Genomic DNA, 23,000 nt, shown 5'->3' with positions numbered 1-23,000 from the left:
ATAAAAATATTATATAGTTAATCAATATCAATCGCAATGCCGAGCGCTTAGTGATTCACCTTACCGCCGCCATCTAAAGCCACTCTTACTCGCTATTAAACAGCCTGCTCAGACAACAAACCATCCTCGACTAAGGTTCAATAAAACTACATAAATACTATGAATTTTTTATTTCACGGACCATCACACTCATTTTGTTAAAAACACTTCCATCCGTGATTTAAGCGCGCGATTAGGTGGCGAAAAGAGGCAAGCAAAATAGAGAGTTAACATGACAGGCTTAGTGTTGATGCCCGCTATAACCAATTTTAATTGACTCTGATATGGGCCACGAGTCAAGACACTGCAATCGGTACGCTCACTACGACCTGATGATGACTTGAACACGTAGCCGCAATTTGCAAGACAAAGGATCTGACAACGGCAGCATAATTGAGGCACAGCGGTTGCTTATCTGCGTCAGAAGGTTATAAATATCTTGTCGTATGCATTGCTGTTTATTGCATAACTACCCCCTTCTCGCAGCCAGCGAGCTGCCTTAATGATTAGGATATATATATGCAAATCGGAGTCCCTAAAGAAAGTCGCTTAGGGGAAGCACGTGTTGCTGCAACCCCTGCCACTGTCACTCAATTATGTAAACTTGGATTTGAAGTTGTTATCGAAACAAGCGCCGGGGTTGCGGCCAATTTCCATGATTCGGCCTACCAAGATGCGGGGGCTTTGATCGCCGATCGCCGTACCGTCTTTGCAGCCCCGATTATTCTCAAAGTACATGCCCCCAGCTATCAAGGGGAGCATACAGAACTTGCACTGATCCAACCTCATGCAACGGTCATCAGTTTTGTTTGGCCAGCGCAAAACGCCGAACTACTGGCATGCTGTCAACAAGCCAATATCAACCTACTGGCGATGGATATGGTGCCGCGAATATCGCGCGCACAATCGCTCGATGCGCGTAGTTCACTGGCCAATATCGACGGTTATCGAGCCGTCATTGAAGCGGCTAACCATTTTGGCCGTTTTTTTAACGGACAAATCACTGCTGCAGGGAAGGTACTCCCCGCCAAAGTATTAGTGATAGGTGCCGGGGTCGCTGGGTTAGCGGCTATTGGCACGGCTAACAGTCTTGGCGCACAAGTGCGTGCCTTTGATACTCGCCCTGAAGTGAAAGAACAGATCGCCTCAATGGGCGCAACTTTTTTAACCGTCGCCCTCGAGGAGCAATCTGGCAGTGGTGATGGCTACGCGAAGCAGATGAGCCAAGCATTCATTGACGCTGAAATGGCGCTGTTTCGAGAGCAAGCCAAAGAGGTCGATATAATTATCACCACGGCGCTAATCCCTGGCAAACCAGCCCCTAAATTAATTTTAACCGATATGGTTGAATTAATGAAACCCGGTAGTGTCATTGTCGATTTAGCGGCGGCAAATGGCGGTAACTGCGAGTTAACCCAACCTGGACAGATTAGCATACAACATGATGTCACCATTATTGGCATCACTGAGCTTTCAAACCAACTCCCCGCGCAAGCGAGTCAATTATATGCCACCAATTTGGTCAATCTGCTCAAACTACTCAGTCCAGAAAAAGACGGGCAAATCAGTCTGAACTTTGACGATGAAGTGATCCGCGGGGTGACATCGGTACGTGAAGGCGAAATCACCTTCCCACCTCCAGCGATTACTGTCAGCGCAGCGCCCAAAGCAGCGAAGGCTGAAGCGGCTCCTATCGCACCCGAGCCACCCAAACGCACTTATCTAAAACCGCTTTTGGCAGTTTTGGGGGCCGCATTGTTTGGTTGGGTCGCCAATACAGCGCCGACCGAATTTGTGCAGCATTTCACCGTATTTATTCTATCTTGTGTGGTTGGCTATTACGTGGTGTGGAATGTCACTCATGCGCTACATACACCGTTAATGAGTGTCACCAATGCGATCTCAGGGATTATTGTCATCGGAGCATTGGTGCAGATGAAATCAAGCAGTAGCGCGGCAATATTACTGCTTTCGGGCATCGCCATCTTAATTGCGAGTATCAACATTGTGGGTGGCTTTACGGTCACACATCGAATGCTCAAAATGTTTCGCAGAGACGGTGAATAAGGAGAATACGCATGTCACATGGTTTATTAATCGCCGCTTATTTAGTTGCAGCATTGTTATTTATTGCCAGTTTAGCGGGTTTAAGCCGCCAACAGAGCGCACGGCGCGGCAATCTGTTTGGTATTATCGGGATGGTGATCGCTATTGTAGCAACCCTGCTTGCCGTGCACCTACACGGGGTTGGGTGGATCATCTTTTTCGCCGTCATCATTGGCGGAGGTATTGGCATCCGCTTAGCGCTTAAAGTCGAAATGACCGAAATGCCTGAGTTGGTCGCTATTTTGCACAGCTTTGTGGGGCTTGCAGCGGTATTAGTTGGCTTTTCTAGTGCGTTGGAGCTGCACGGCAATTTAGCTGGATTACAAGCTTTTTCAGAGCAAGTCAATCAAGTCAGCGCGATGCTAGGCAGTCACCTTCCGAATCCTGCGATGTTGCCTATCAACTCCAGTGCCTTATTGATCCACCAATGGGAGATCGTTTTAGGCATCTTTATTGGGGCGGTTACCTTTACCGGTTCAATCGTAGCATTTGGTAAATTGCATGGTCTGCTCAAGAGCACTCCGCTCACCTTGCCTGGCAAGCACTGGCTAAATATAGCCATGCTGGTCGCCTCTTTCGGGCTGGGCATTACCTACATCAACTACGCCAGTGTCTGGACATTAATCGTGATGACGCTCATCGCATTTGTCTTTGGCTACCACCTCGTCAGTGCGATTGGCGGTGCTGACATGCCTGTAGTGGTCTCAATGCTCAACTCCTACTCAGGTTGGGCTGCTGCAGCGGCAGGCTTTATGTTAGGTAATAACTTATTGATCATCACTGGGGCTTTGGTAGGTAGTTCAGGGGCCATTCTCTCATACATCATGTGTCAGGCGATGAATCGCTCATTTGTGAGTGTCATTTTGGGCGGTTTTGGTGCCGAAGGTGGCAGTTTCACCGATAGTGAAGCCGGTGAATATCACGAAACGACGGCGATAGAAGTCGCCGAACTGCTTAAAAATGCCAATAGCGTAGTTATTGCACCAGGCTATGGGATGGCCGTCGCGCAAGCACAATATCCGGTCGCGTCCATCTGTCAAAAATTACGCGATAGTGGCGTGACCGTACGTTTTGCCATCCATCCAGTCGCTGGACGTTTGCCAGGTCATATGAACGTGCTGCTCGCCGAAGCCAAAGTACCTTATGACATTGTGCTGGAGATGGATGAGATCAACGATGACTTTTCAAGTACCGATGTGGTGTTGGTGATCGGGGCAAATGATACCGTCAACCCTGCAGCAAAAGAGCCCGGTAGCCCTATCGCCGGAATGCCCGTGTTGGAAGTATGGGATGCAGCTCAAGTTGTGGTATTTAAACGCTCTATGGCCACCGGCTACGCAGGCGTGCAAAATCCACTGTTTTTTAAAGACAACACCCAAATGCTATTTGGCGATGCGAAAGCCAGTGTTGAACAGATTTTACAGTCACTCTAATAGACAAAAGCCCTGCTAATGCAGGGCTTTTGGCGATCATTTCAGGGTAGGTTTAACCCATCGACACCACTTGCTCGGGCACAATGACCTCTTCAACTGGCAAATGATGTTGTAATCCCAATGCTTCACTGGTGTTACGCAGCTCTTGTTGATTGATCTCAGCATGATCATGCAGAGCAATCCCATAAGATGGGATCATCGTTTTGATTTTGGCTTGCCAAGCTTCATCGCTCATTTTTTCAGCAAAACAACTTTCTAATAGTTCTAACATAATCGCAGCTGACGTCGAGGCGCCAGGAGATGCGCCCAACAGTGCGGTCAAACTGCCATCACTGGCATTGACCAACTCAGTGCCTAAACGTAGATGCCCACCTCTGCCCGGTTCATTTTTAATAATTTGTACCCGTTGCCCCGCCTGCCACAATGTCCAATCTTCAGCTTTAGCCGTTGGCGCAAACGCTTTGAGCGCCGCGAAGCGAGCCGCATCACTTTGTCTTAATTGCCCTAAGAGGTATTTGACCAAATCAAAGTTTTTCAAACCAACTTGCACCATCGGTTTGAGATTAGAGCCATTTAAGGTGGAAAACAGATCCCACAATGACCCGCTTTTCAGAAATTTACTCGAAAAACTAGCAAATGGCCCAAACAGTAACATCCGCTTGCCATCAATCACTCGCGTATCAAGATGTGGCACTGACATCGGTGGTGCGCCAACAGAGGCTTTACCATACACCTTCGCTAAATGTTCATTCACAACGTCTGGATTTTCCGTCACTAAGAACTGTCCACCAACAGGGAACCCGCCGTATTGACGCGCTTCTGGAATACCGGATTTTTGCAGTAATGATAGTGAAGCGCCACCTGCACCAATAAATACATATTTCGCATGGATGGTACGGATGCGATCGTTGGTTAAATCAGCAACCGTAAGCTGCCAGCCACCTTCTGGATGGCGTTTAAAATCACGTACATCATGGTTCAAATGAAGGCTAAATTGCTTATTTTGTTTGAGCAAGTCGATCATCTGCCGCGTCAATGCGCCAAAATTCACATCGGTCCCAATCGCCATACGCGTCGCAGCAATCGGTTGGCTCGCATCACGCCCTTGCATAACTAAAGGAACCCACGATCGAATCAATTGATGATCTTCAGAATACTCCATGCCTTCAAACAGTGGGCTCGTCTGCAATGCTTGATAGCGTTTGCGCAAAAAGCGAACATTTTCATCGCCCCACACAAAACTCATATGTGGCACACTACTGATAAAAGTATTGGGGTCGCGGATCAGCCCCTCACGAACTAAGTATGCCCAAAACTGCCGCGATAATTGAAATTGTTCGTCAATTCGAATTGCTTTGCTGATATCGATCTGGCCATCATCCAACTCAGGTGTATAGTTCATCTCGGCTAGTGCTGAGTGACCAGTGCCTGCATTATTCCAACCATTCGAGCTCTCTTGGGCAACACCATCTAAGCGCTCAAATAACTCAATCGACCAGTTGGGTTCTAACTGTTGCAACAACGTCCCAAGGGTGGCACTCATAATTCCACCACCGATTAGCACGACATCAATTGGCTGCCCTTCGGCACCCGAGCTCAGTTGATTGACTCCGTTGTGACCAGATACTTTATTCATGGGGGTTTGCATCTCTTTTCACTTGCTATCAAATGTTATCATACCTACCCGCTTCCATGACCAACCATCAGCCACACCTTTCACCAATCGATGATGCGACAAATGTTCGGCTCTAATGGTTGCATTGGGTTGCGGACAAGCTCGACATGGCGCACTCAGTGACATGATCACAGAATGCGTTAAGAACTATTGGTCAATATACCACCATCAAAAGGAGTAACAAGTAGTGATCTAATGACATTTTCGGTTACCTTAAGCTTCAACTAAGTAGAGATGAAATGTATCTAACTGATTTATAGATATTAGTACTATCTTTACTTTGATCACAATCAGGCAACATGTATAATACAATATTGTCATATTTTTGTGATTTAGATCACATTTAGTCATTCGACAGCCATCATCCTCGGCATTCGAATAATGGCCGACTTTGCACCCGAAATAGCTGCATTAATTGATTTGCTGTCGGCAAAAGCTGTCGATTGCGACGTTGGATGATATAAAAAACCGCTAGTGGTAGTGGCTGTTGCAAGACAATCTCCTGTAGTTGATCTTTGCGAGCAAAGTGCTCTAGCGCTAACTCAGAAACGATCCCGATACAGTCTGTATGAGCCAGAATGTTTAAGGTCGGCAAATAAGATTCACAAATCACTTTGGATTGCACCAAGATCCCTAACTTATCCAACTCATCTAACAACAGCTGAATATAACTACTTTGGGTTGTGGGTAACATCCAATCACAATCACTCAGTTGTGCCAAGCTGGTGACCCCTGCCAGCGGATGATTTCGGCGCACCAACACCTTAAACGCACATTCAAAAAGTGGCTCGAGACTAAACTCACCCTCAGCAAAATCGGGGTAAACAGTATTAATGGCAAAATCAACGTCACCAGAACGTAACCGATGCAAGTGACTCTCCATTTGCCCTTCGCTGATACGTACAGAGACCTGTGGATAATCTTGGCGAAAGCGGGCCAATACGTGAGGTAACAGGCTACAAGCGACACTTGCACCCAAACCGATGCTCACTTGCCCACTCATCTGTCCGAGTTGTTGGGAAATCGCATGCTGGGCTTGTTCCAGTTCATTTAAAGCTAGATGTGCATGTTGTAATAAAGTGTGACCATATTGGGTTAAAGTTACGCCCTGTACGCCCCGATGAAACAGCTGCACACCAAGGGTAAGCTCCAACTCTTTGATGGCTTTGGTGAGCGACGGTTGCGACAAAGCTAATTGCCGACTAGCTGCGCGAATACTTCCTTGCTGCGCCACCGCCTTAAATGCCTGCAGTTGGTGTATCTTGATAGCCATTTTCCATCCGTTGATAACCGTTATCTATCATGCCAAAGATATTGCAATCTTATCTCTCTGTCGAGAATTGGATAGAGTCAAAAAAATAATAAAAAAGTATCGATCGCTTGATTGGATAAAAAAGCGAAGCGGCAAACACATAACTAAACATCGCGATAGGTAAAGATATGGAAAATCTCAACGAACTTAAGTCACAACGCAGTTTGCGTATTCTCAATGCTATTGAGCGCATTGGTAACCGCCTTCCCGACCCCATGATGCTATTTTTGTCACTGGCGGTTATGGTTATTTTGGCCTCGGTCATCGCAGCCCACTTCGGAGCAACAGTGGTCTACCCAGCCAGCGGCAAACTGCTACATATCCGCAGTTTACTCAGTGATGAGGGGGTGGTTTTCATACTCACGCATATGCTGAAAAACTTCACGGGCTTTGCCCCACTCGGGTTGGTACTAGGGATGATGTTAGGGGTTGGTGTCGCTGAGCAAGTCGGTTTACTCGAAGCGCTAGTAAAGCGAACTATCTTAAATGCGCCGGCATGGTTAATCACCGCCGCTGTTGCTTTTTCTGGGATCATGATGAATATCGCCTCTGATGCGGCCATGATTGTACTCCCCCCACTGGCAGCGATGGTCTTTCTATCAGTAGGTCGCCACCCCATTGCTGGCTTAATGTGTGGGTTTGCCAGCGCAGGCGCAGGCTTTACCGCCAATTTAATCATCGCAGGAACCGATGCATTACTCTCTGGGATCTCCACTGAAGCCGCTAAAGCCGTTGACCCAACCATGGTGGTCACCCCTGTCGACAACTGGTATTTTAATATCATCTCTGTTTTTATGCTGACGTTGATAAGTGTATGGGTCACCGTAAAAATAGTCGAGCCGCGTTTGGGCCACTATAAAGGCGAGCATATGCCTGACCAAACGCCACTAAGTGATCTCGAAAAACGGGGTCTGCGCAATGCTGGGATCACGGCATTTGTCTATTTAGCCGGACTTGTGACTTGGATCATGTGGCCAAACTCACCGCTGACCAATGCTCATGGCGGACTCATTCCATCGCCTTTTCTCAAAGGGATTATCCCCCTTATCTTGTGCTTTTTTATCGCCGTCGGTATCGCCTATGGTAAAACCATTGGCGTGATCACATCAGCTAAAGATGTCGCCAAACAGATGTCAACATCGATTCAAGGCATGTCGAGCTACATTGTTCTGATATTTTTTGCCGCCCAATTTATTGCCTATTTCAACTGGAGCCACCTCGGCACATGGATTGCTGTGCATGGCGCAGACTACCTTAAATCGGTGCACATGACCGGACTTGGGATATTGATTGGATATATCATTCTGACATCGCTCCTGAATTTTTTAATCGTCAGTGGCTCAGCCAAATGGGCACTGGAGGCACCGGTCTTTATTCCGTTGTTTATGCAGCTCGGTTACAGCCCTGCCTTTGTGCAGGTCGCTTATCGGATCGCTGACTCATCAACCAATATCATCACCCCATTAAACCCCTACTTTGTGGTCATCCTTTCGTTTATGAAACGCTATGACAAAGCAGCAGGTATTGGCACGATGATCTCTCTTCTCATGCCCTATACGATCTGCTTTTTGGCTGCGTGGGTCGTTCTGTTTTGCCTGTTTTTCTTCACCGGATTACCCATTGGCCCAGGCGTTTATCCGATGTTAGCGCACTGATTTAGTTTTTAAGGAGATACTATGGATACCGCACAACTGAGTACCATCGTCAAACACATTGAACCGCAAATGATTGCATGGCGACGTGACTTTCACCAATTTGCCGAATCAGGATGGCTCGAATATCGGACAGCCTCTGTTGTCGCAGATATTCTTGATAAGCTCGGCTATCAATTACAACTCGGCCAAGAAGTATTTGTGGCCGATGCTCGGATGGGACTGCCCGCACAAGAAGTCATGGCAGCAGCCTTTGAACGGGCTCGTGAACAAGGTGCCATCGAGCCGTGGCTTTCCCATTTTGCCAATGGTTTTACCGGCATAGTGGCCACGTTAGATAGCGGCAAACCCGGACCGACTATCGGCTATCGGGTCGATATGGATGCGCTTGACTTAGATGAAGTAGACGACCCAAACCATATTCCTAGCCAAGCAGGATTTGGCTCGGTCAATGAGCGAATGATGCACGCCTGCGGCCATGATGGGCATACTGCCATTGGCTTAGGGCTCGCAACATTGCTTGCGCAAACGCGCGCTGAATGGTCAGGCTGCGTAAAAATCATTTTTCAGCCCGCCGAGGAAGGAACACGCGGCGCCAAATCGATGGCGCTAGCGGGTGTGGTGGATGACGTCGATTATTTTACCGCTATTCATATTGGGACTGGTATTGCTCAAGGACAGATGGTCTGCGCCAACGACTCATTTATGGCAACCAGTAAACTCGATGTCACCTTCACCGGAATTGCGGCGCATGCTGGCGGCAATCCTGAACAAGGCCGTAGCGCACTGCTTGCCGCCGCGCAGGCCACCTTAGCCCTGCATGCCATCAATCGCCATAGTGAAGGCGCCTCGCGCATCAACGTTGGGGTACTCAATGCAGGAACGGGCCGTAATATCATCGCACCGAGTGCACTGCTTAAGGTAGAGACACGCGGGCAGAATAACACCATCAATAACTATATCTATCAGCAGGCAAAGCAGATCATTCAAGGGGTCGCCACCATGTATGGGGTCGACTACACAATAAAACTCGTTGGCGCAGCGCAAAGCAGCGTCTCTAGCCCTGAGTGGATTTCATTTATTCAGCAGCAAGCTCAAGCTTCCGGTCGGTTTAGCGCCGTTCATAGCCACAGTCAAAAACCGGCCGGCTCAGAAGATGCTACCTACTTTATGGAGCGAGTCAAAGCATGCGGAGGCCAAGCCGCCTACAGCATTTTTGGCACCCAACTAGCTGCGGGCCACCATAACGAGCACTTTGATTTTAACGAAATCGTGTTAAGCGATGCGCTGCATACCTTAGCCATGCTCACCTTAAACTTCGATCAGTTTAAGTCTGAATCTTGACGGCTCTGGCGCATCGTCTTTTGACAAGTCGGTGCGCCAATACTGACCGCGAATGACAATGCCAGAGCAAGCCCTTATTCGTCAAACCTGCCTCGCGAAAGAATCTTATAAAAATGATCCCTGACAAAACAGTCCAAAACAACCGTTCTACAATGGATCTGTTGCCACTTCACAGAAGGAACAGATAATGAGTAAAGTTTATGATCTTAACCACAATGAGTTAACCGTTGGCCAGCGCGTATTAATTAAACCTAGTGGCGAAACATCACAGATTGAGCAAATCCACGCTGAAAACCTGTCCGCCTATGCGGCAGAACATAACCGCTGTATTCAGCTCAAACAAGGTCAATTTGCTCCTATTGATCTCGTCAGATTAGGTTAATTTTTAGCAATATATTTAGAAGATATTGGACGATATGCATCGCCCAATATCTTTTTCGTCCGCTAGAACGCCGAGTTAACTGACTGACATTGATTCACCACACGCCGATATTGACGACGCCCTTGCAACGCCCGATAGATAAATACCCCACTCATCAAACCAGAAAAAACGATATTCATGATTAACCACTGCGGTTGCAACGAAATAGCGGCGCTAACGGCTAACACATAATGCCCAATGAACGCCACGAGTAGCATCAACAATAATCGTTTGCTGCCGGGGATATAGACTTGACCATCTTGACCACAATACAACCTACGTAACAGCGGGCCAAAAATAGCTTGCCCAATGAACGCACCGACTAATAATCCGCCGCCCCAAAGCATACAATGCAGAAATAATTGTAGCCACGGCTGAACCGCGATTAAATCATGCAGCGATCCCCCTACAAACACCACCCCAAGTACACCTAACCGGTTGACCGCTAAAACACGATCAGTCAATCCGCTCACACCGACTTTGAGGATATAAAGCAGCACCAACCACACCCAATAAGGAGTCCCAGCCAAAATATTATCAATCATCTTAATATTATCAATCATCTTACAGTTCTCAGCGACTAGTTGTCAGGCCACTAGCATTGCCGCAAACACGGCCGTTGACCATGCCAGCAATCTGTCAGGCAGCAGTCATTGACCAGACAGTCAGGTGACAACGCTAACTGCCACTGTTGTGTGTAGGGAAATTGCGCTTATAAAACAAAGTCCGTCGTTATCTTGCTAGCCTAATAGAATTGATTGCTGATTTTCCTGATACAATTGAATATACTTAAAATCCTGATCATATTTACAGTGGTTTGATATGCAGCTTGAGCAAACATCCGTCACCGTGCTCAAAGGGATCGGCGCTAAACTCGCCGAGAAGTTACAGCGCCTTGAGATCACTTCGCTGCAAGATTTGTTGTTCCATCTGCCACTGCGTTATGAAGATCGCACTCACATCTGGCCTATCAATGATCTGCTGGCCGGCATTCATGTGAGTGTCTGTGGCACTATCCAAAAAGTAGATACCTTGTTTGGTCGTCGGCGCATTCTCAGCTGTCGCATTCAAGACGGCAGCGGCAGTTTAACGCTCATCTTTTTTAATTTTAACCAGGGCCAAAAAAATGCGATGGAAGTGGGTGCTAAACTGCGTGCTTATGGTGAAGTGCGTCGTGGCAAGCATGGCTGGGAGATCGTCCATCCTGAATACCAGATTTTCGATGCCGAGCAATCCATCGCCGTTGAAGCGCAGCTGACGCCAGTCTACCCAACAACCGAGGGACTGCGCCAATTAACGCTGCGTCAGCTCACTGATCAAGCCTTAGCCTTGATCGAAGATTATCCGCCAAAGCCATTACTGCCCGAGCAAAGCCAGCGGCTCAGTGCACTGCCATCACTTCAAGATGCATTGCAACTACTCCACCGGCCGCCACCGCACACGCACTTAACCGACTTAGAAGATGGGAGTCATCCGGCTCTACAGCGATTGGCGCTAGAAGAGCTATGTGCTCACCAATTAAGCCTACTAACACTGCGCCAAACGGCGCAGCGTGAACCAGCCTATGCTCTTCCACCCACGCCAAAGCTGCAAGCTCAATTGTTAGCCCAACTCGGCTTTATCCCCACCAACGCGCAGCAACGAGTCGCCAAACAAATCAGTGCCGACTTAAGTCAAAGCTGGCCGATGATGCGTCTGGTACAAGGCGATGTTGGCAGTGGTAAAACGCTAGTGGCCGCGCTTGCTGCCGTACAAGCACTTGCCCAAGGGCAACAAGTAGCATTAATGGCACCAACCGAAATTCTCGCCGAGCAACATCTGAAAAATTTTATGGCCTGGTTTGAGCCGTTGGGTTTTAGTGTCGATTGGCTGGCAGGTAAACAAAAAGGCAAAGCGCGCACTCAAGCACTCGCGCGCATCCAAAGTGGTGAAGCCAAAATGGTCGTAGGGACTCACGCTATTTTTCAAGAAAAAGTTCAATTTGCCGATCTTGCCTTAGTGATTATCGATGAGCAGCACCGTTTTGGTGTTCACCAACGGTTAGCCTTAAGTGAAAAAGGCCGCGCGGGTTTAGTTCCTCACCAACTGGTGATGACCGCAACTCCAATCCCGCGCACACTTGCAATGACCGCCTATGCTGATCTAGCGCTGTCGGTTATCGATGAACTGCCCCCGGGACGGACTCCGGTGACCACCGTGGTCGTTCCAGATACTCGTCGTGATGAAGTTATTGAGCGAGTCAAAAAAGCCTGCCATAGCGAAAAACGTCAAGCTTATTGGGTCTGTACTTTAATTGAGGAATCAGAAGTATTGCAATGCCAAGCAGCGGAAGATACCGCTGAGCAATTACAACAGCAGTTACCAGAGCTCAATATCGGCTTGGTGCATGGACGAATGAAAGGGCAAGAAAAACAGTGGGTCATGGATGAGTTTAAGGCACACCGACTCGACTTACTCGTTGCGACCACCGTGATTGAAGTGGGGGTCGACGTCCCCAATGCCAGCTTAATGATCATTGAAAACCCTGAGCGTTTGGGTCTTGCTCAGTTACACCAACTACGAGGCCGAGTTGGCCGAGGAAAAATAGCGAGCCACTGCGTACTGCTCTATCATAGCCCATTATCAAAAACGGCCGGTGCCCGTTTAAGTGTATTGCGTGACAGCAATGATGGTTTTGTGATTGCCGAACGTGACTTGCAGATCCGCGGCCCAGGTGAACTCCTTGGAACTCGACAAACAGGGCTAGTGAGCTTTAAAATTGCCGACTTAATGCGTGATCAAGCACTACTCACCCCAGCTCGAGAACTCGCCGATCAGGTCTTAAACCAACACCCAGAACTTATCGAACCATTAATTCGTCGTTGGCTAGGGCAACGCCAAAAATATGTGCAAGCTTAGAAGCAAGAAATACCTTTCTTACATAGGTTCATATATACTTCCCACAATTTGCTAATTCGCATCGCCTAACTTTAGGCTGAAATTTTTTATCGAGTCTATATAAACAATCGTGTGAGTAAAACAATAGCAATAATATACAACGATAATTTTGTTGTTTTATTTAATTCAAAAATTCGCTCTTATTTGCCTTTCTTTAACTAATTTTTGGAATAGATCGTGGCCATCATATTTTATTGTTTATTCGATAAAATTACATAATTCTATGATTAACACTTTTTCTCGGGATCCGTTATAGTTTACGATATTCATCATTATCACTTTGATAAAGCCAATGAAAGTAATAAATTAGAAATCAAAGCGATCATTAGCAATGTTCAGTAAAATTCTGGAATTGAAGGGTCATTTGCTTTTATTTTTTTTGCTGCGGCTTTAGCTTCCTTAAATTGCGGCGTTTCGTATAAATCAATGTACTTAGTTACTTCATAGTATTCATAGTTATTATAGTAAGGGAAAATATACTTTTTTATATCATCTAAATAATCTTCACAATAAAAATCATACGTATAACTTAAAAAAAATGGATCAGGGATTAAAGACACTTGTTTAAACTCATAGTCATAAAAAAAGAGATACTTTAATTCTGAATGGATGGCAATAAATTTTCTTTTCTTTTCAGGTATTCGTGGTTTGCCTACCAGGCCCATTAGTGCAAAGCCACCGGCACCCACTAGCGCTAAAGGCCCGACCACAACGATAGCAATCAGGCACACCGGCGCTGCAATAAAGCCAAAAAACTTATCGATGCTATAGGCAATTTTGGGCACTTTTTGATACCAACTGCACTCAATACCATACTCGGTTAGGCGGTATTGATAGTAATAATCGGCACTGATTACATAGTAGCTGAGCCAACCGATCCCCATCGAAAAGATAAACATCTCTAATGATATAATCCAATCATCGAAAAATAAAGAAGGTAACGTAGGTAAAGCCACTAAAAATAAAGACATGGCAACTCTTATCCAGTGAGGTGCATAAGGCACCACCACCTCCCACGCATAAATGGTCGGGGAGACTTTCGCTTGTTCATAATAGGGCTTATCTTTTCCTCGTGCGACTTTTTTAGATAATTCCATGACTCATTCTCTATACAATATATGTGCTATTGACGTCATTTTTAAATCAATACTGAGTTGTCCCTTTGACAGATCCGTTATGATTTACGATATTCATCATTATCGCTTTGATAATGCCAATGAAAGTAATAAATTAGAAATCAAAGCGATCATTAGTAAAGTTCTGGAATTGAAGGGTCATTTTTCTTTATTGTTTGACCAGCTTCTCGCGCTTCTATAAAACGAGGATGCTGAAAAATTTCTTTATATTTATTTATTTCGTAATACTGATAATCTCTATATAAAGGGAAAATGATTTCTTTTATGTCATTTAAATGATTACCACAATATACTTTATAACTATACGTCAGAAACCATGGATTAGACATTAAAGATATACGATTCTCTTCTTGGTCATAAAAAAAGAGATACTTTAACTCTGAATGGATGGCAATAAATTTTCTTTTCTTTTCAGGTATTCGTGGTTTGCCTACCAAGCCCATTAGTGCAAAGCCACCGGCACCCACTAGCGCTAAAGGCCCGACCACAACGATAGCAATCAGGCACACCGGCGCTGCAATAAAGCCAAAAAACTTATCGATACTATAGGCAATTTGGGGCACTTTTTGATACCAACTGTACTCAATACCATACTCGGTTAGGCGGTATTGATAATGATAATCGGCACTGATTACATAGTAACTGAGCCAGCCGACAGGCAGACATAAGATAAAAAGCCCAAGTGATGCCACCCAATCATCGCCTAATAATGAGCCAACGGGAAATGCAAATAATGCGAATAATGATATTCCAGCTCTAAACCAATAAGGTGCTGTTGGCACCATCACTTCCCACGCATAAATGGTCGGTGAAACTTTCGCTTGTTCATAGTAGGGCTTATCTTTTTCTCGTGCGACTTTTTTAGATAACTTCATGACTCATTCTCTATACAATATATGTGCTATTGACGTCATTTTTAAATCAATCCTGAGTTGCTTTCTTGATAAATTACTTCATGGCTGAGCCATTAATAGCTCCCCATAATGAGATTAAACTTTTTGTTTGGATCAATACTGAATTATCCCTCTGATGAGGTGCGCTTTAGTTTACGATATTCATCATTATCGCTTTGATAATGCCAATGAAAGTAATAAATTAGAAATCAAAGCGATTATTAGTAAAATTCTGGAATTGAAGGATCGTTTTTCTTTATTGTCTGACCAGCTTTTGCTGCTTCTATAAAACGAGGATGCTGAAAAATTTCTTTATATTTATTTATTTCGTAATACTGATAATCTCTATATAAAGGGAAAATTATTTCTTTTATATCATTTAAATGATTACCACAATATACTTTATAACTATACGTCAGGAACCATGGATTAGACATTAAAGATATACGATTCTCTTCTTGGTCATAAAAAAAGAGATAGTTTAACTCTGAATGGATGGCAATAAAGTCTTCAGTTTTCCCAGGTGTTCGAGGCTTACCTTTTAATGCCATCAGTGCAAAACCACCGGCACCCACTAGCGCTAAAGGCCCGACCACAACGATAGCAATCAGGCACACCGGCGCTGCAATAAAGCCAAAAAACTTATCGATACTATAGGCAATTTGGGGCACTTTTTGATACCAACTGTACTCAATACCATACTCGGTTAGGCGGTATTGATAATGATAATCGGCACTGATTACATAGTAACTGAGCCAGCCGACAGGCAGACATAAGATAAAAAGCCCAAGTGATGCCACCCAATCATCGCCTAATAATGAGCCAACGGGAAATGCAAATAATGCGAATAATGATATTCCAGCTCTAAACCAATAAGGTGCTGTTGGCACCATCACTTCCCACGCATAAATGGTCGGTGAAACTTTCGCTTGTTCATAGTAGGGCTTATCTTTTTCTCGTGCGACTTTTTTAGATAACTTCATGACTCATTCTCTATACAATATATGTGCTATTGACGTCATTTTTAAATCAATCCTGAGTTGCTTTCTTGATAAATTACTTCATGGCTGAGCCATTAATAGCTCCCCATAATGAGATTAAACTTTTTGTTTGGATCAATACTGAATTATCCCTCTGATGAGGTGCGCTTTAGTTTACGATATTCATCATTATCGCTTTGATAATGCCAATGAAAGTAATAAATTAGAAATCAAAGCGATTATTAGTAAAATTCTGGAATTGAAGGATCGTTTTTCTTTATTGTCTGACCAGCTTTTGCTGCTTCTATAAAACGAGGATGCTGAAAAATTTCTTTATATTTATTTATTTCGTAATACTGATAATCTCTATATAAAGGGAAAATTATTTCTTTTATATCATTTAAATGATTACCACAATATACTTTATAACTATACGTCAGAAACCATGGATTAGACATTAAAGATATACGATTCTCTTCTTGGTCATAAAAAAAGAGATAATTTAACTCTGAATGGATGGCAATAAAGTCTTCAGTTTTCCCAGGTGTTCGAGGCTTACCTTTTAATGCCATGAGTGCAAAACCACCGGCACCCACTAGCGCTAAAGGCCCGACCACAACAATAGCAATCAGGCATACGGGTACGGCAATAAAGCCAAAAAACTTATCGATGCTATAGGCAATTTTGGGAACTTTTTGATACCAACTGTACTCAATACCATACTCAGTTAAACGGTATTGATAGTGATAATCGGCACCAAGCACATAGTAACTGAGCCAGCCGAGAGGTAGAGAAAATATAAAAATCCCGAGTGATATGAGCCAATTACCGCCTAATAACGATCCAACAGGGAACGCAAATAGTGCGAATGAAGTCATTGTGACCGTCATCCAACGCGGTTCACTAGGTACTATCACTTCCCACGCATAAATGGTCGGTGAGACTTTCGCTTGTTCATAATAGGGCTTATCTTTTTCTCGTACGAATTTTTTAGATAATTCCATGACTCATTCTCTATACAATATATGTGCTATTGACGTCATTTTTAAATCAATACTGAATTGCTTTCTTGATAAAGTATTCCATGGCCGAGCCACTAATAGCTCCCCATAATGATATTAAACTTTTTGTTTGGATCAATACTGAATTATCCCTCTGATGAGGTGCGCTTTAATTTACGATATTCATCATTATCGCTTTGATAATGCCAATGAAAGTAATAAATTAGAAATCAAAGCGATCATTAGCAATGTTCAGTAATATTCTGGAATTGAAGGGTCATTCGCTTTTATCTTTCGAGCCGATTTTTGAGCTTCTATATACCGAGAATGCCCGAGCATTTCTTTATCATCATCCACCTCATAATATTCATATTGATTATAATATGGGAGAATATATTTCTTTAAATCGTCTAAAAAACTTCCACAATAAAAATAATAGCCATATGTAAAAAAATCTGGATCAGCGATTAAAAACATTCGTCGATATTCTCGGTCATAAAAAAAGAGATACTTTAACTCTGAATGGATGGCAATAAAGTCTTCAGTTTTCCCAGGTGTTCGAGGCTTACCTTTTAATGCCATCAGTGCAAAACCGCCGGCACCCACTAGCGCTAAAGGCCCGACCACAACGATAGCAATCAGGCACACCGGCGCTGCAATAAAGCCAAAAAACTTATCGATGCTATAGGCAATTTTGGGCACTTTTTGATACCAACTGCACTCAATACCATACTCAGTTAAGCGGTATTGATAGTGATAATCGGCACTGATTACATAGTAACAGAGCCAAGCAATAGGTAGAGAAAATATAAAAAGCAGGAATGATAGAAACCAATTATCACCGAATAATGTTGTTGCTACTGGAATAACGAGTATTGCAAATAAAGACATTGCGGCTCTTATCCAACGAGGTAAATAGGGCACCATCACTTCCCACGCATAAATGGTCGGTGAAACTTTCGCTTGTTCATAGTAGGGCTTATCTTTTTCTCGTGCGACTTTTTTAGATAATTCCATGACTAATGCCTCTTAAGGGTATAAATTTGGGTAATTGGCGATTGGTTAAACGTTTTATCCCACTCTCATCCATCTTTGTCATATTTTTCGACTGTTCTGACTTGTAAGATGTTATTGTGAAATCTGAATTATAATAAATATACTCAATCTCATTATCGATATAGGCAGGAATTGCAACCCAAACTGATATATAATTTGATAAAAATATGTCATTATCGGTAGCGGTTTGAACCCCAATAAAATCGATTGTGTAGCGATAAATGTCTATGTTATTTTTTTCTTGTTTGATAACCTGCCATTTCCCCTTACTTTCATCGACGACTTTTGAGGTATCCTTTAAAGATTTCCCCTTTAAGTAATATTCAGTGGATTTATTTAGATTGTTTTTATTGGCACATATAATTTTTAATCCCACTTCTTTTGTTTGTTGTGGAAGACATGAGAAATCAATAGTCACTTGAAAATGGTAGTTTGATTTAATCAATCCATATCCACCATCCTTAACGTTTGACTTATATAGTTCCTCTCGAATATTTGATGGCAGAGGTAACTTTGGATTACATGCTATTTTAGGCGTCTGTATCATGGCTAGAAGTTGCCGCATAGCGTTCTCAAAATTCCAGTCACTCTCTCTATTGGTCCCCCAATAGGATTCTGCTAGCCATTTTTGTAGATCACTCCTCTTAAAGAGGTATATTAATACTGTAACAACTAGATAAACAACCCCAGCCCAAAATAATGTAGTGCCAATCCATGCGGCTGGATTAAGAATTGTGTCTAGTACAGTTGAACCTTGTTTAAAAAATAAATTTAGCGACTGTACGCCAAAGATACCGATATCGGCAGCTAATGAAAAAGTCTTAATCCCATAAAGTACCCGTACCCCCTCAGAATGACTTGAGTCAAAAGCGGATCGGCCACTATCCAGCCCTTCTGTAACGGATGCGACAAAACCAAATAGTGAAAATATCATAGTGGCTTTGATAAATCGTCGAAGTACAAGATCCTTAAGATTTTGTCCTATAACCTCTGATGAAAACCCTATGAATCGAAGTAAGGGTTGTTTTAATGTTTCATCTGTAATCAATGTGTTTACTACTTTCGCACTTTTATTTTTAAATACATCGGCGACAGCTGATATTGTCCAACTTGAGGTTGCGGTTAGCTGCGCGGCAAAGTCCCAATGCGCGAGGCTGTCATCTTTTTGCCAGATCTCTTTAATGGAACCCAATGTTATAGATAGGTTGACTACGTTTAAAAGAGCAATCAGACCACTGAGTCCTTCAATATTATGCCAACTTTCAGTTGCTTTATTTTGGACTCGATTTAATTTAGCAATAACAGCGCTGCGAGCAGCTTGTGCATACTCGTTATTGGCTAATATAATCCCTTCTGTTTTAACCGATGCAATGGCACCGTCTAATATCAGGCCTTTACTCTTTTGAATGTCTGCGGGGACAGGAACAACCTTACCGTGCTTAATGCCAAAGCGATCATATCTCTCTTTATATAGCTCTTGTAATGTTTCGCTCGTTTTTTCAATTTCATTTTGAAAGTTTTTAGAAAACTTCAGTCCATCCTTTAGCGGTGTTGTGATCAATTTTGAATATACAAATTTCAAATTATAAACAATTGATTCGGGTGTGTTCCAGGGTTTGGATTGAATAGGAAATAGTAGATCAAATATTGAATTGATCATTTGACCCGCTGAATGTATCGCCGCATTTCGAAAAGCAATAATAATATTTTGAGTTGGCTCAATGAGTGCTTTAAACCAGTTTTGCTGGGTGATATTCGGATTATCAATTAAAGAGTTCCAATCAGCAATCCGCCCAGCAAGCATAAGCATGCTCGAAACATTGAGAAAGTTTGAAGCATTGGTTGTATTGCTGCGCAGTGCCTGAGCCACGTTGTAAGAGAACCCCATTGGGGCCAGTGCTAATAGGTTTTTGGGATCATCTAGCGATAGCTCATCTCTTAGCTGTTTTTTTACCGCATCACTATTTGCGACGTTAATGAGCCCCATTAAAAATGGGTAAAAAAGTGTAACTAAGTAAACTTGCCCATTCACTTGCTGATTATCAATACCAAAAGATTCTGGCTCGAGCCCTAGTTGGTGTAATGTAGAGAGAAATTCTACACAACGATTCTCTATTTTTTTATCATACCCATTCAGTTTTTTAAGTATCTCTTTTAGAAATTTATCCAGGTCATCCCAACGTACTTCACCTTCATATTTGTCAATATTTTTTGCTAACGTTTTATCATTGTCTGTCGGTTGATATTTCCAATAGCTCTTAATTTTTTTATTTTTTTCCAAAAATCTCCTATAAAATGCTCGATTGGCGATTTCAAAAATAGATGCGCCGGGATCACTTTTTTTAGAAAGGACTTGAGCCGTGTGTTGGGTAACTTCTTCGTCGGTGACGCCCCAGTTATATTGATTAGCAAGCAGAAGATATTCTGTAAGATCATTTTCAAAATCGATTTGCAGTGATGGATCTGTTTTTACCATAGTCGGTAATTTATCTTCGGGTAGCCTGACCCGTCCTAGGCTACGGGCAATATCGGCCATTTGTAATTTTTGTCGGTTTTTTTCATCCTTGAGGATGATCTCTTTTTCCATCCAATCACGGAATAACAACAAAAAGTCATCCGTGGTATCCGCAAGTACATCATCAAGAGCGATAAATACGGCATTTTGGGTCGTTTGTTTGCCTTGGGTGTTTAACTGGGCGATGTAGGTCGCCTCTTTGTGCGCCGGTTTGGCGGCAACTAAATTAAAACGCTCACTGGCACGGCTCGTTTTTTTGGGAATATGATGATTATCAAGTGGTGTACAGGTGTTGCTAAACGCATCGGGTGCAACGGGTGCTTGAGTGGTACTAATATCGGCGACACGCGCACCGAGCAGGCTGATATCGGCGACATGCTGATGCTCCATAGTGGTGTGGTAATGCGACAAGTTAAGCTGACGCATCCACTTGTGACGGGCATTAACGCTTGAGAGCATTTGCTCACAGAGGCGTTGACTCCAGCGTTGGTGGGCAAAAGCTATAAACAAGGTGTCTTGGACCGAATGTTGAAAATAGGGTTTACCCGCCTGAGTATCCGCCGGTTGGCCACTTCCCCATTGTGCCGGAGCTAAATGAATCCCGCTTACCTGATATTCTTGCAACGTTTTATGGTTGTTGCTGTAAACGTACAGCCAGCCATCCCGCAGTTGGCGCAATGTGTAATGCGATTGAGTGAGTTTAAACGGTGGATGCCAGTGCTCGCTTTTTGGAAGGGGGTTGCACGGCAACTCTTTTTTAGGGTCAACATCATCAAGTGCATAGCGAACAGGAACTATCGAAATAGTCCCTGATTTTAATTTACACTGCTTACTGGCTGATTTTGCATCACTTTGTTTACCTGCTTTAGCAGCGTCCCGTTGCGGGGATTTCAACATTTCACTCATACAGACAGATCCTGGTTGGCATATTTTTCTGCTAATAGTTCCGCCTCATCCACACGCTGTGATGGCGAACGGGCAGAAGGCTCGGTCAGAAGTTGGAAAATATCGGGGTAAGCTTGTTCATGGGTGACGGCAGACTCACCTAAAAGGCCGATAATATTAAAGTACATGAGCAGATCACTTTCAGTGCAAAAACCTCGTTTATAAGCCACTTGTGCATGCTCAGCTAGCCACGCTTGGGGGTCTTCTTGCGAGCTTAAGCGCTTAGCAAACCACTGCGTAACATGCTGATGAATACTATCTAAGGTATTGCGCCAAACAATCAAACCCAATTGCTGCCACTGCGATTCGTCAATAATCAGCCAGTCTGTGAGAGTCGCTTGCGCGGTATCAGCAAAAGCTTTGGCTTTAAATGGCGAATCCATCTCTTGAAGCCCAAAACGAGTGGGCACCCAGACATGCTCAATTGACAACCAGAATGATGCCACTTGATCGTTAAAAAGTACCCATGCAGCCTCTGAGTGTGCCATTTTGAAAAAGGCGACACTGCCATAGGGTGGATACACTTTAATGAACTGACGAAAGTGGTCGGCCAGATCGGCCAGCGAGCTAGATGAGCTCACAAAATAACCAGCCGTGGGTTGCTCTAATGCAAAAAACCACTGCTGAACAGATGGAATGGCTTGAATGATATAAGGCGAGACGGCTCTTAGCTCATCATACGGCTCAAACATATAGATGGCCTCGAGCGCCAATGGGCCATCAAGGTTATAGAGCTGCTCGGCCAATGAGCTCACTTGCCCCCCATCCACTAATAGATAGAGAACCTGTTCAGGCGGCACCATCATATAGGGAATATCATAACTCATGATTCATGTGACTCAGATGGTTCGTCGGCTTTACATTGCTCACACACCGGTTCATTACCAGTTAAAGCATCTATTTGCTGATTTTTTAACAGTGGATTAGCCCCTGTTTGAGTTGCTTGTACATTCGTGATCAATGCTTCATCTGGAGCATCAGGTTTGGTTACCCCTTTGGGTAAGGTTGCAATTTTGCCCGCATAGCCACTACCACTGCCGGCACTGCCCCCTGAGTTTAAGTTAATCGCAGGGCCCACCAGAGACACCCCTGACGCATCCACTTTCACAAAGCTGCCACCGGCTTTGACGGTGATTTCTGAAGCGCTTTCTAACACCATCCGACCGCCCGATTTGAGGTGAATGTCTTGGCCCGCTTGTACTACCATCGATTGCCCCTGCTTCATGTGCAGCGACTGCTCAACATACTGGGTTTGCATGCCCCGGACATGCACCCGGCTTTCCCCGTCCACACGATTGTGTTCATCGCCCTTGATGTGGCTGAACTGATGGCGGGCCACCGTCAGATGATTGTCTTGCCCTATCTCAGCCTTGCGGTCGTTCTCAATGTGGCTGTTGAAGTCCTTTTGCGCATGCACAAAGATTTCTTCTTCGTGCGCTTGGTCTTCAAAGCGCAGTTCGTTATACCCTTGCCCCTGATGCGTCTCGGTGCGCAGCACCGTGCGGGTTTTATGGGCCGGCAAGGGGTACGGCGGTTGGTGGGTGGCATGGTACGT

17 protein-coding genes are annotated in these 23,000 nt (G+C 44.3%); 6 read left to right on the top strand and 11 right to left on the bottom strand.

The window, feature by feature from the left end:
- Nucleotides 1-558: 558 nt before the first annotated feature.
- On the top strand, nucleotides 559-2,106 hold the full coding sequence (locus ABUE30_RS09875; protein ID WP_408623601.1) for a Re/Si-specific NAD(P)(+) transhydrogenase subunit alpha: 1,548 nt from the start codon (nucleotides 559-561) through the stop codon (nucleotides 2,104-2,106).
- 11 nt (nucleotides 2,107-2,117) lie between these two features.
- The gene (pntB, locus tag ABUE30_RS09870) at nucleotides 2,118-3,578 is read left to right on the top strand and encodes a Re/Si-specific NAD(P)(+) transhydrogenase subunit beta (protein ID WP_408623600.1); all 1,461 of its coding nucleotides are present in this window, start codon (nucleotides 2,118-2,120) and stop codon (nucleotides 3,576-3,578) included.
- Between the two features lie 52 nt (nucleotides 3,579-3,630).
- Here pntB and mqo read toward each other — a convergent pair whose 3' ends face one another.
- Nucleotides 3,631-5,214 (bottom strand): malate dehydrogenase (quinone), encoded by a 1,584-nt coding sequence (gene mqo, locus ABUE30_RS09865; protein WP_408623599.1) that lies wholly within the window; start codon nucleotides 5,212-5,214, stop codon nucleotides 3,631-3,633.
- Nucleotides 5,215-5,614: 400 nt separating this feature from the next.
- Nucleotides 5,615-6,526, bottom strand: a complete 912-nt coding sequence (locus tag ABUE30_RS09860; protein WP_408623598.1) for a LysR substrate-binding domain-containing protein — start codon at nucleotides 6,524-6,526, stop codon at nucleotides 5,615-5,617.
- Between the two features lie 167 nt (nucleotides 6,527-6,693).
- Between ABUE30_RS09860 and ABUE30_RS09855 the strand changes: the two genes are divergently transcribed.
- From ABUE30_RS09855 to ydfZ, 3 genes are all read left to right on the top strand, one after another.
- On the top strand, nucleotides 6,694-8,220 hold the full coding sequence (locus tag ABUE30_RS09855; protein ID WP_408623597.1) for an AbgT family transporter: 1,527 nt from the start codon (nucleotides 6,694-6,696) through the stop codon (nucleotides 8,218-8,220).
- Nucleotides 8,221-8,241: 21 nt separating this feature from the next.
- On the top strand, nucleotides 8,242-9,561 hold the full coding sequence (locus ABUE30_RS09850; protein ID WP_408623596.1) for an amidohydrolase: 1,320 nt from the start codon (nucleotides 8,242-8,244) through the stop codon (nucleotides 9,559-9,561).
- Nucleotides 9,562-9,748: 187 nt separating this feature from the next.
- Nucleotides 9,749-9,943, top strand: coding sequence for a putative selenium delivery protein YdfZ (gene ydfZ, locus ABUE30_RS09845; RefSeq protein ID WP_408623595.1), 195 nt, complete (start codon nucleotides 9,749-9,751; stop codon nucleotides 9,941-9,943).
- A 62-nt stretch (nucleotides 9,944-10,005) separates the two neighbouring features.
- On the opposite strand, the gene ABUE30_RS09840 is transcribed toward ydfZ, so the two are convergent.
- Nucleotides 10,006-10,545 (bottom strand): hypothetical protein, encoded by a 540-nt coding sequence (locus tag ABUE30_RS09840; RefSeq protein WP_408623594.1) that lies wholly within the window; start codon nucleotides 10,543-10,545, stop codon nucleotides 10,006-10,008.
- A gap of 259 nt (nucleotides 10,546-10,804) precedes the next feature.
- Between ABUE30_RS09840 and recG the strand changes: the two genes are divergently transcribed.
- Nucleotides 10,805-12,880, top strand: a complete 2,076-nt coding sequence (gene recG, locus ABUE30_RS09835) for an ATP-dependent DNA helicase RecG (protein WP_408623593.1) — start codon at nucleotides 10,805-10,807, stop codon at nucleotides 12,878-12,880.
- Nucleotides 12,881-13,254: 374 nt separating this feature from the next.
- Here the strand turns inward: recG and ABUE30_RS09830 are convergent, their stop codons facing one another.
- From ABUE30_RS09830 to ABUE30_RS09795, 8 genes are all read right to left on the bottom strand, one after another.
- Nucleotides 13,255-14,016 (bottom strand): hypothetical protein, encoded by a 762-nt coding sequence (locus ABUE30_RS09830; RefSeq protein ID WP_408623592.1) that lies wholly within the window; start codon nucleotides 14,014-14,016, stop codon nucleotides 13,255-13,257.
- A gap of 152 nt (nucleotides 14,017-14,168) precedes the next feature.
- Complete coding sequence (locus ABUE30_RS09825) at nucleotides 14,169-14,930, bottom strand: transporter permease (RefSeq protein ID WP_408623590.1); 762 nt, start codon at nucleotides 14,928-14,930, stop codon at nucleotides 14,169-14,171.
- Nucleotides 14,931-15,169: 239 nt separating this feature from the next.
- Complete coding sequence (locus ABUE30_RS09820; RefSeq protein WP_408623588.1) at nucleotides 15,170-15,931, bottom strand: transporter permease; 762 nt, start codon at nucleotides 15,929-15,931, stop codon at nucleotides 15,170-15,172.
- A gap of 239 nt (nucleotides 15,932-16,170) precedes the next feature.
- The gene (locus ABUE30_RS09815) at nucleotides 16,171-16,932 is read right to left on the bottom strand and encodes a hypothetical protein (RefSeq protein WP_408623587.1); all 762 of its coding nucleotides are present in this window, start codon (nucleotides 16,930-16,932) and stop codon (nucleotides 16,171-16,173) included.
- Nucleotides 16,933-17,181: 249 nt separating this feature from the next.
- Nucleotides 17,182-17,946 (bottom strand): hypothetical protein, encoded by a 765-nt coding sequence (locus ABUE30_RS09810; protein WP_408623586.1) that lies wholly within the window; start codon nucleotides 17,944-17,946, stop codon nucleotides 17,182-17,184.
- Nucleotides 17,933-21,397, bottom strand: a complete 3,465-nt coding sequence (locus ABUE30_RS09805) for a T6SS effector BTH_I2691 family protein (RefSeq protein ID WP_408623855.1) — start codon at nucleotides 21,395-21,397, stop codon at nucleotides 17,933-17,935. The genes ABUE30_RS09810 and ABUE30_RS09805 overlap by 14 nt, the downstream gene beginning before the upstream one ends.
- Nucleotides 21,398-21,402: 5 nt before the next feature.
- Nucleotides 21,403-22,272: a DUF4123 domain-containing protein gene (locus ABUE30_RS09800; protein WP_408623585.1), complete on the bottom strand. Its 870-nt coding sequence runs from the start codon at nucleotides 22,270-22,272 to the stop codon at nucleotides 21,403-21,405.
- Nucleotides 22,269-23,000, bottom strand: a 732-nt coding sequence (locus tag ABUE30_RS09795) for a bacteriophage T4 gp5 trimerisation domain-containing protein (protein ID WP_408623584.1), incomplete at its 5' end; no start/stop codon positions are given. The genes ABUE30_RS09795 and ABUE30_RS09800, both read right to left, overlap by 4 nt.

This window comes from Celerinatantimonas yamalensis, assembly GCF_046054155.1.
Classification (GTDB): domain Bacteria; phylum Pseudomonadota; class Gammaproteobacteria; order Enterobacterales; family Celerinatantimonadaceae; genus Celerinatantimonas; species Celerinatantimonas yamalensis.
This window is presented reverse-complemented; position numbering and strand designations above follow the sequence as displayed.

Excerpts from the sequence above, each read along its gene's own strand:
- ABUE30_RS09860 (WP_408623598.1), bottom strand. The coding sequence starts at position 6,526 with ATGGCTATCAAGATACACCAACTGCAGGCATTTAAGGCGGTGGCGCAG.
- ydfZ (WP_408623595.1), top strand. The coding sequence starts at position 9,749 with ATGAGTAAAGTTTATGATCTTAACCACAATGAGTTAACCGTTGGCCAG.
- mqo (WP_408623599.1), bottom strand. The coding sequence starts at position 5,214 with ATGAATAAAGTATCTGGTCACAACGGAGTCAATCAACTGAGCTCGGGT.
- ABUE30_RS09825 (WP_408623590.1), bottom strand. The coding sequence starts at position 14,930 with ATGAAGTTATCTAAAAAAGTCGCACGAGAAAAAGATAAGCCCTACTAT.
- pntB (WP_408623600.1), top strand. The coding sequence starts at position 2,118 with ATGTCACATGGTTTATTAATCGCCGCTTATTTAGTTGCAGCATTGTTA.
- ABUE30_RS09855 (WP_408623597.1), top strand. The coding sequence starts at position 6,694 with ATGGAAAATCTCAACGAACTTAAGTCACAACGCAGTTTGCGTATTCTC.
- ABUE30_RS09820 (WP_408623588.1), bottom strand. The coding sequence starts at position 15,931 with ATGAAGTTATCTAAAAAAGTCGCACGAGAAAAAGATAAGCCCTACTAT.
- ABUE30_RS09875 (WP_408623601.1), top strand. The coding sequence starts at position 559 with ATGCAAATCGGAGTCCCTAAAGAAAGTCGCTTAGGGGAAGCACGTGTT.
- ABUE30_RS09800 (WP_408623585.1), bottom strand. The coding sequence starts at position 22,272 with ATGAGTTATGATATTCCCTATATGATGGTGCCGCCTGAACAGGTTCTC.
- ABUE30_RS09850 (WP_408623596.1), top strand. The coding sequence starts at position 8,242 with ATGGATACCGCACAACTGAGTACCATCGTCAAACACATTGAACCGCAA.
- ABUE30_RS09805 (WP_408623855.1), bottom strand. The coding sequence starts at position 21,397 with ATGTTGAAATCCCCGCAACGGGACGCTGCTAAAGCAGGTAAACAAAGT.
- ABUE30_RS09840 (WP_408623594.1), bottom strand. The coding sequence starts at position 10,545 with ATGATTGATAATATTAAGATGATTGATAATATTTTGGCTGGGACTCCT.
- ABUE30_RS09810 (WP_408623586.1), bottom strand. The coding sequence starts at position 17,946 with ATGGAATTATCTAAAAAAGTCGCACGAGAAAAAGATAAGCCCTACTAT.
- ABUE30_RS09830 (WP_408623592.1), bottom strand. The coding sequence starts at position 14,016 with ATGGAATTATCTAAAAAAGTCGCACGAGGAAAAGATAAGCCCTATTAT.
- ABUE30_RS09815 (WP_408623587.1), bottom strand. The coding sequence starts at position 16,932 with ATGGAATTATCTAAAAAATTCGTACGAGAAAAAGATAAGCCCTATTAT.
- recG (WP_408623593.1), top strand. The coding sequence starts at position 10,805 with ATGCAGCTTGAGCAAACATCCGTCACCGTGCTCAAAGGGATCGGCGCT.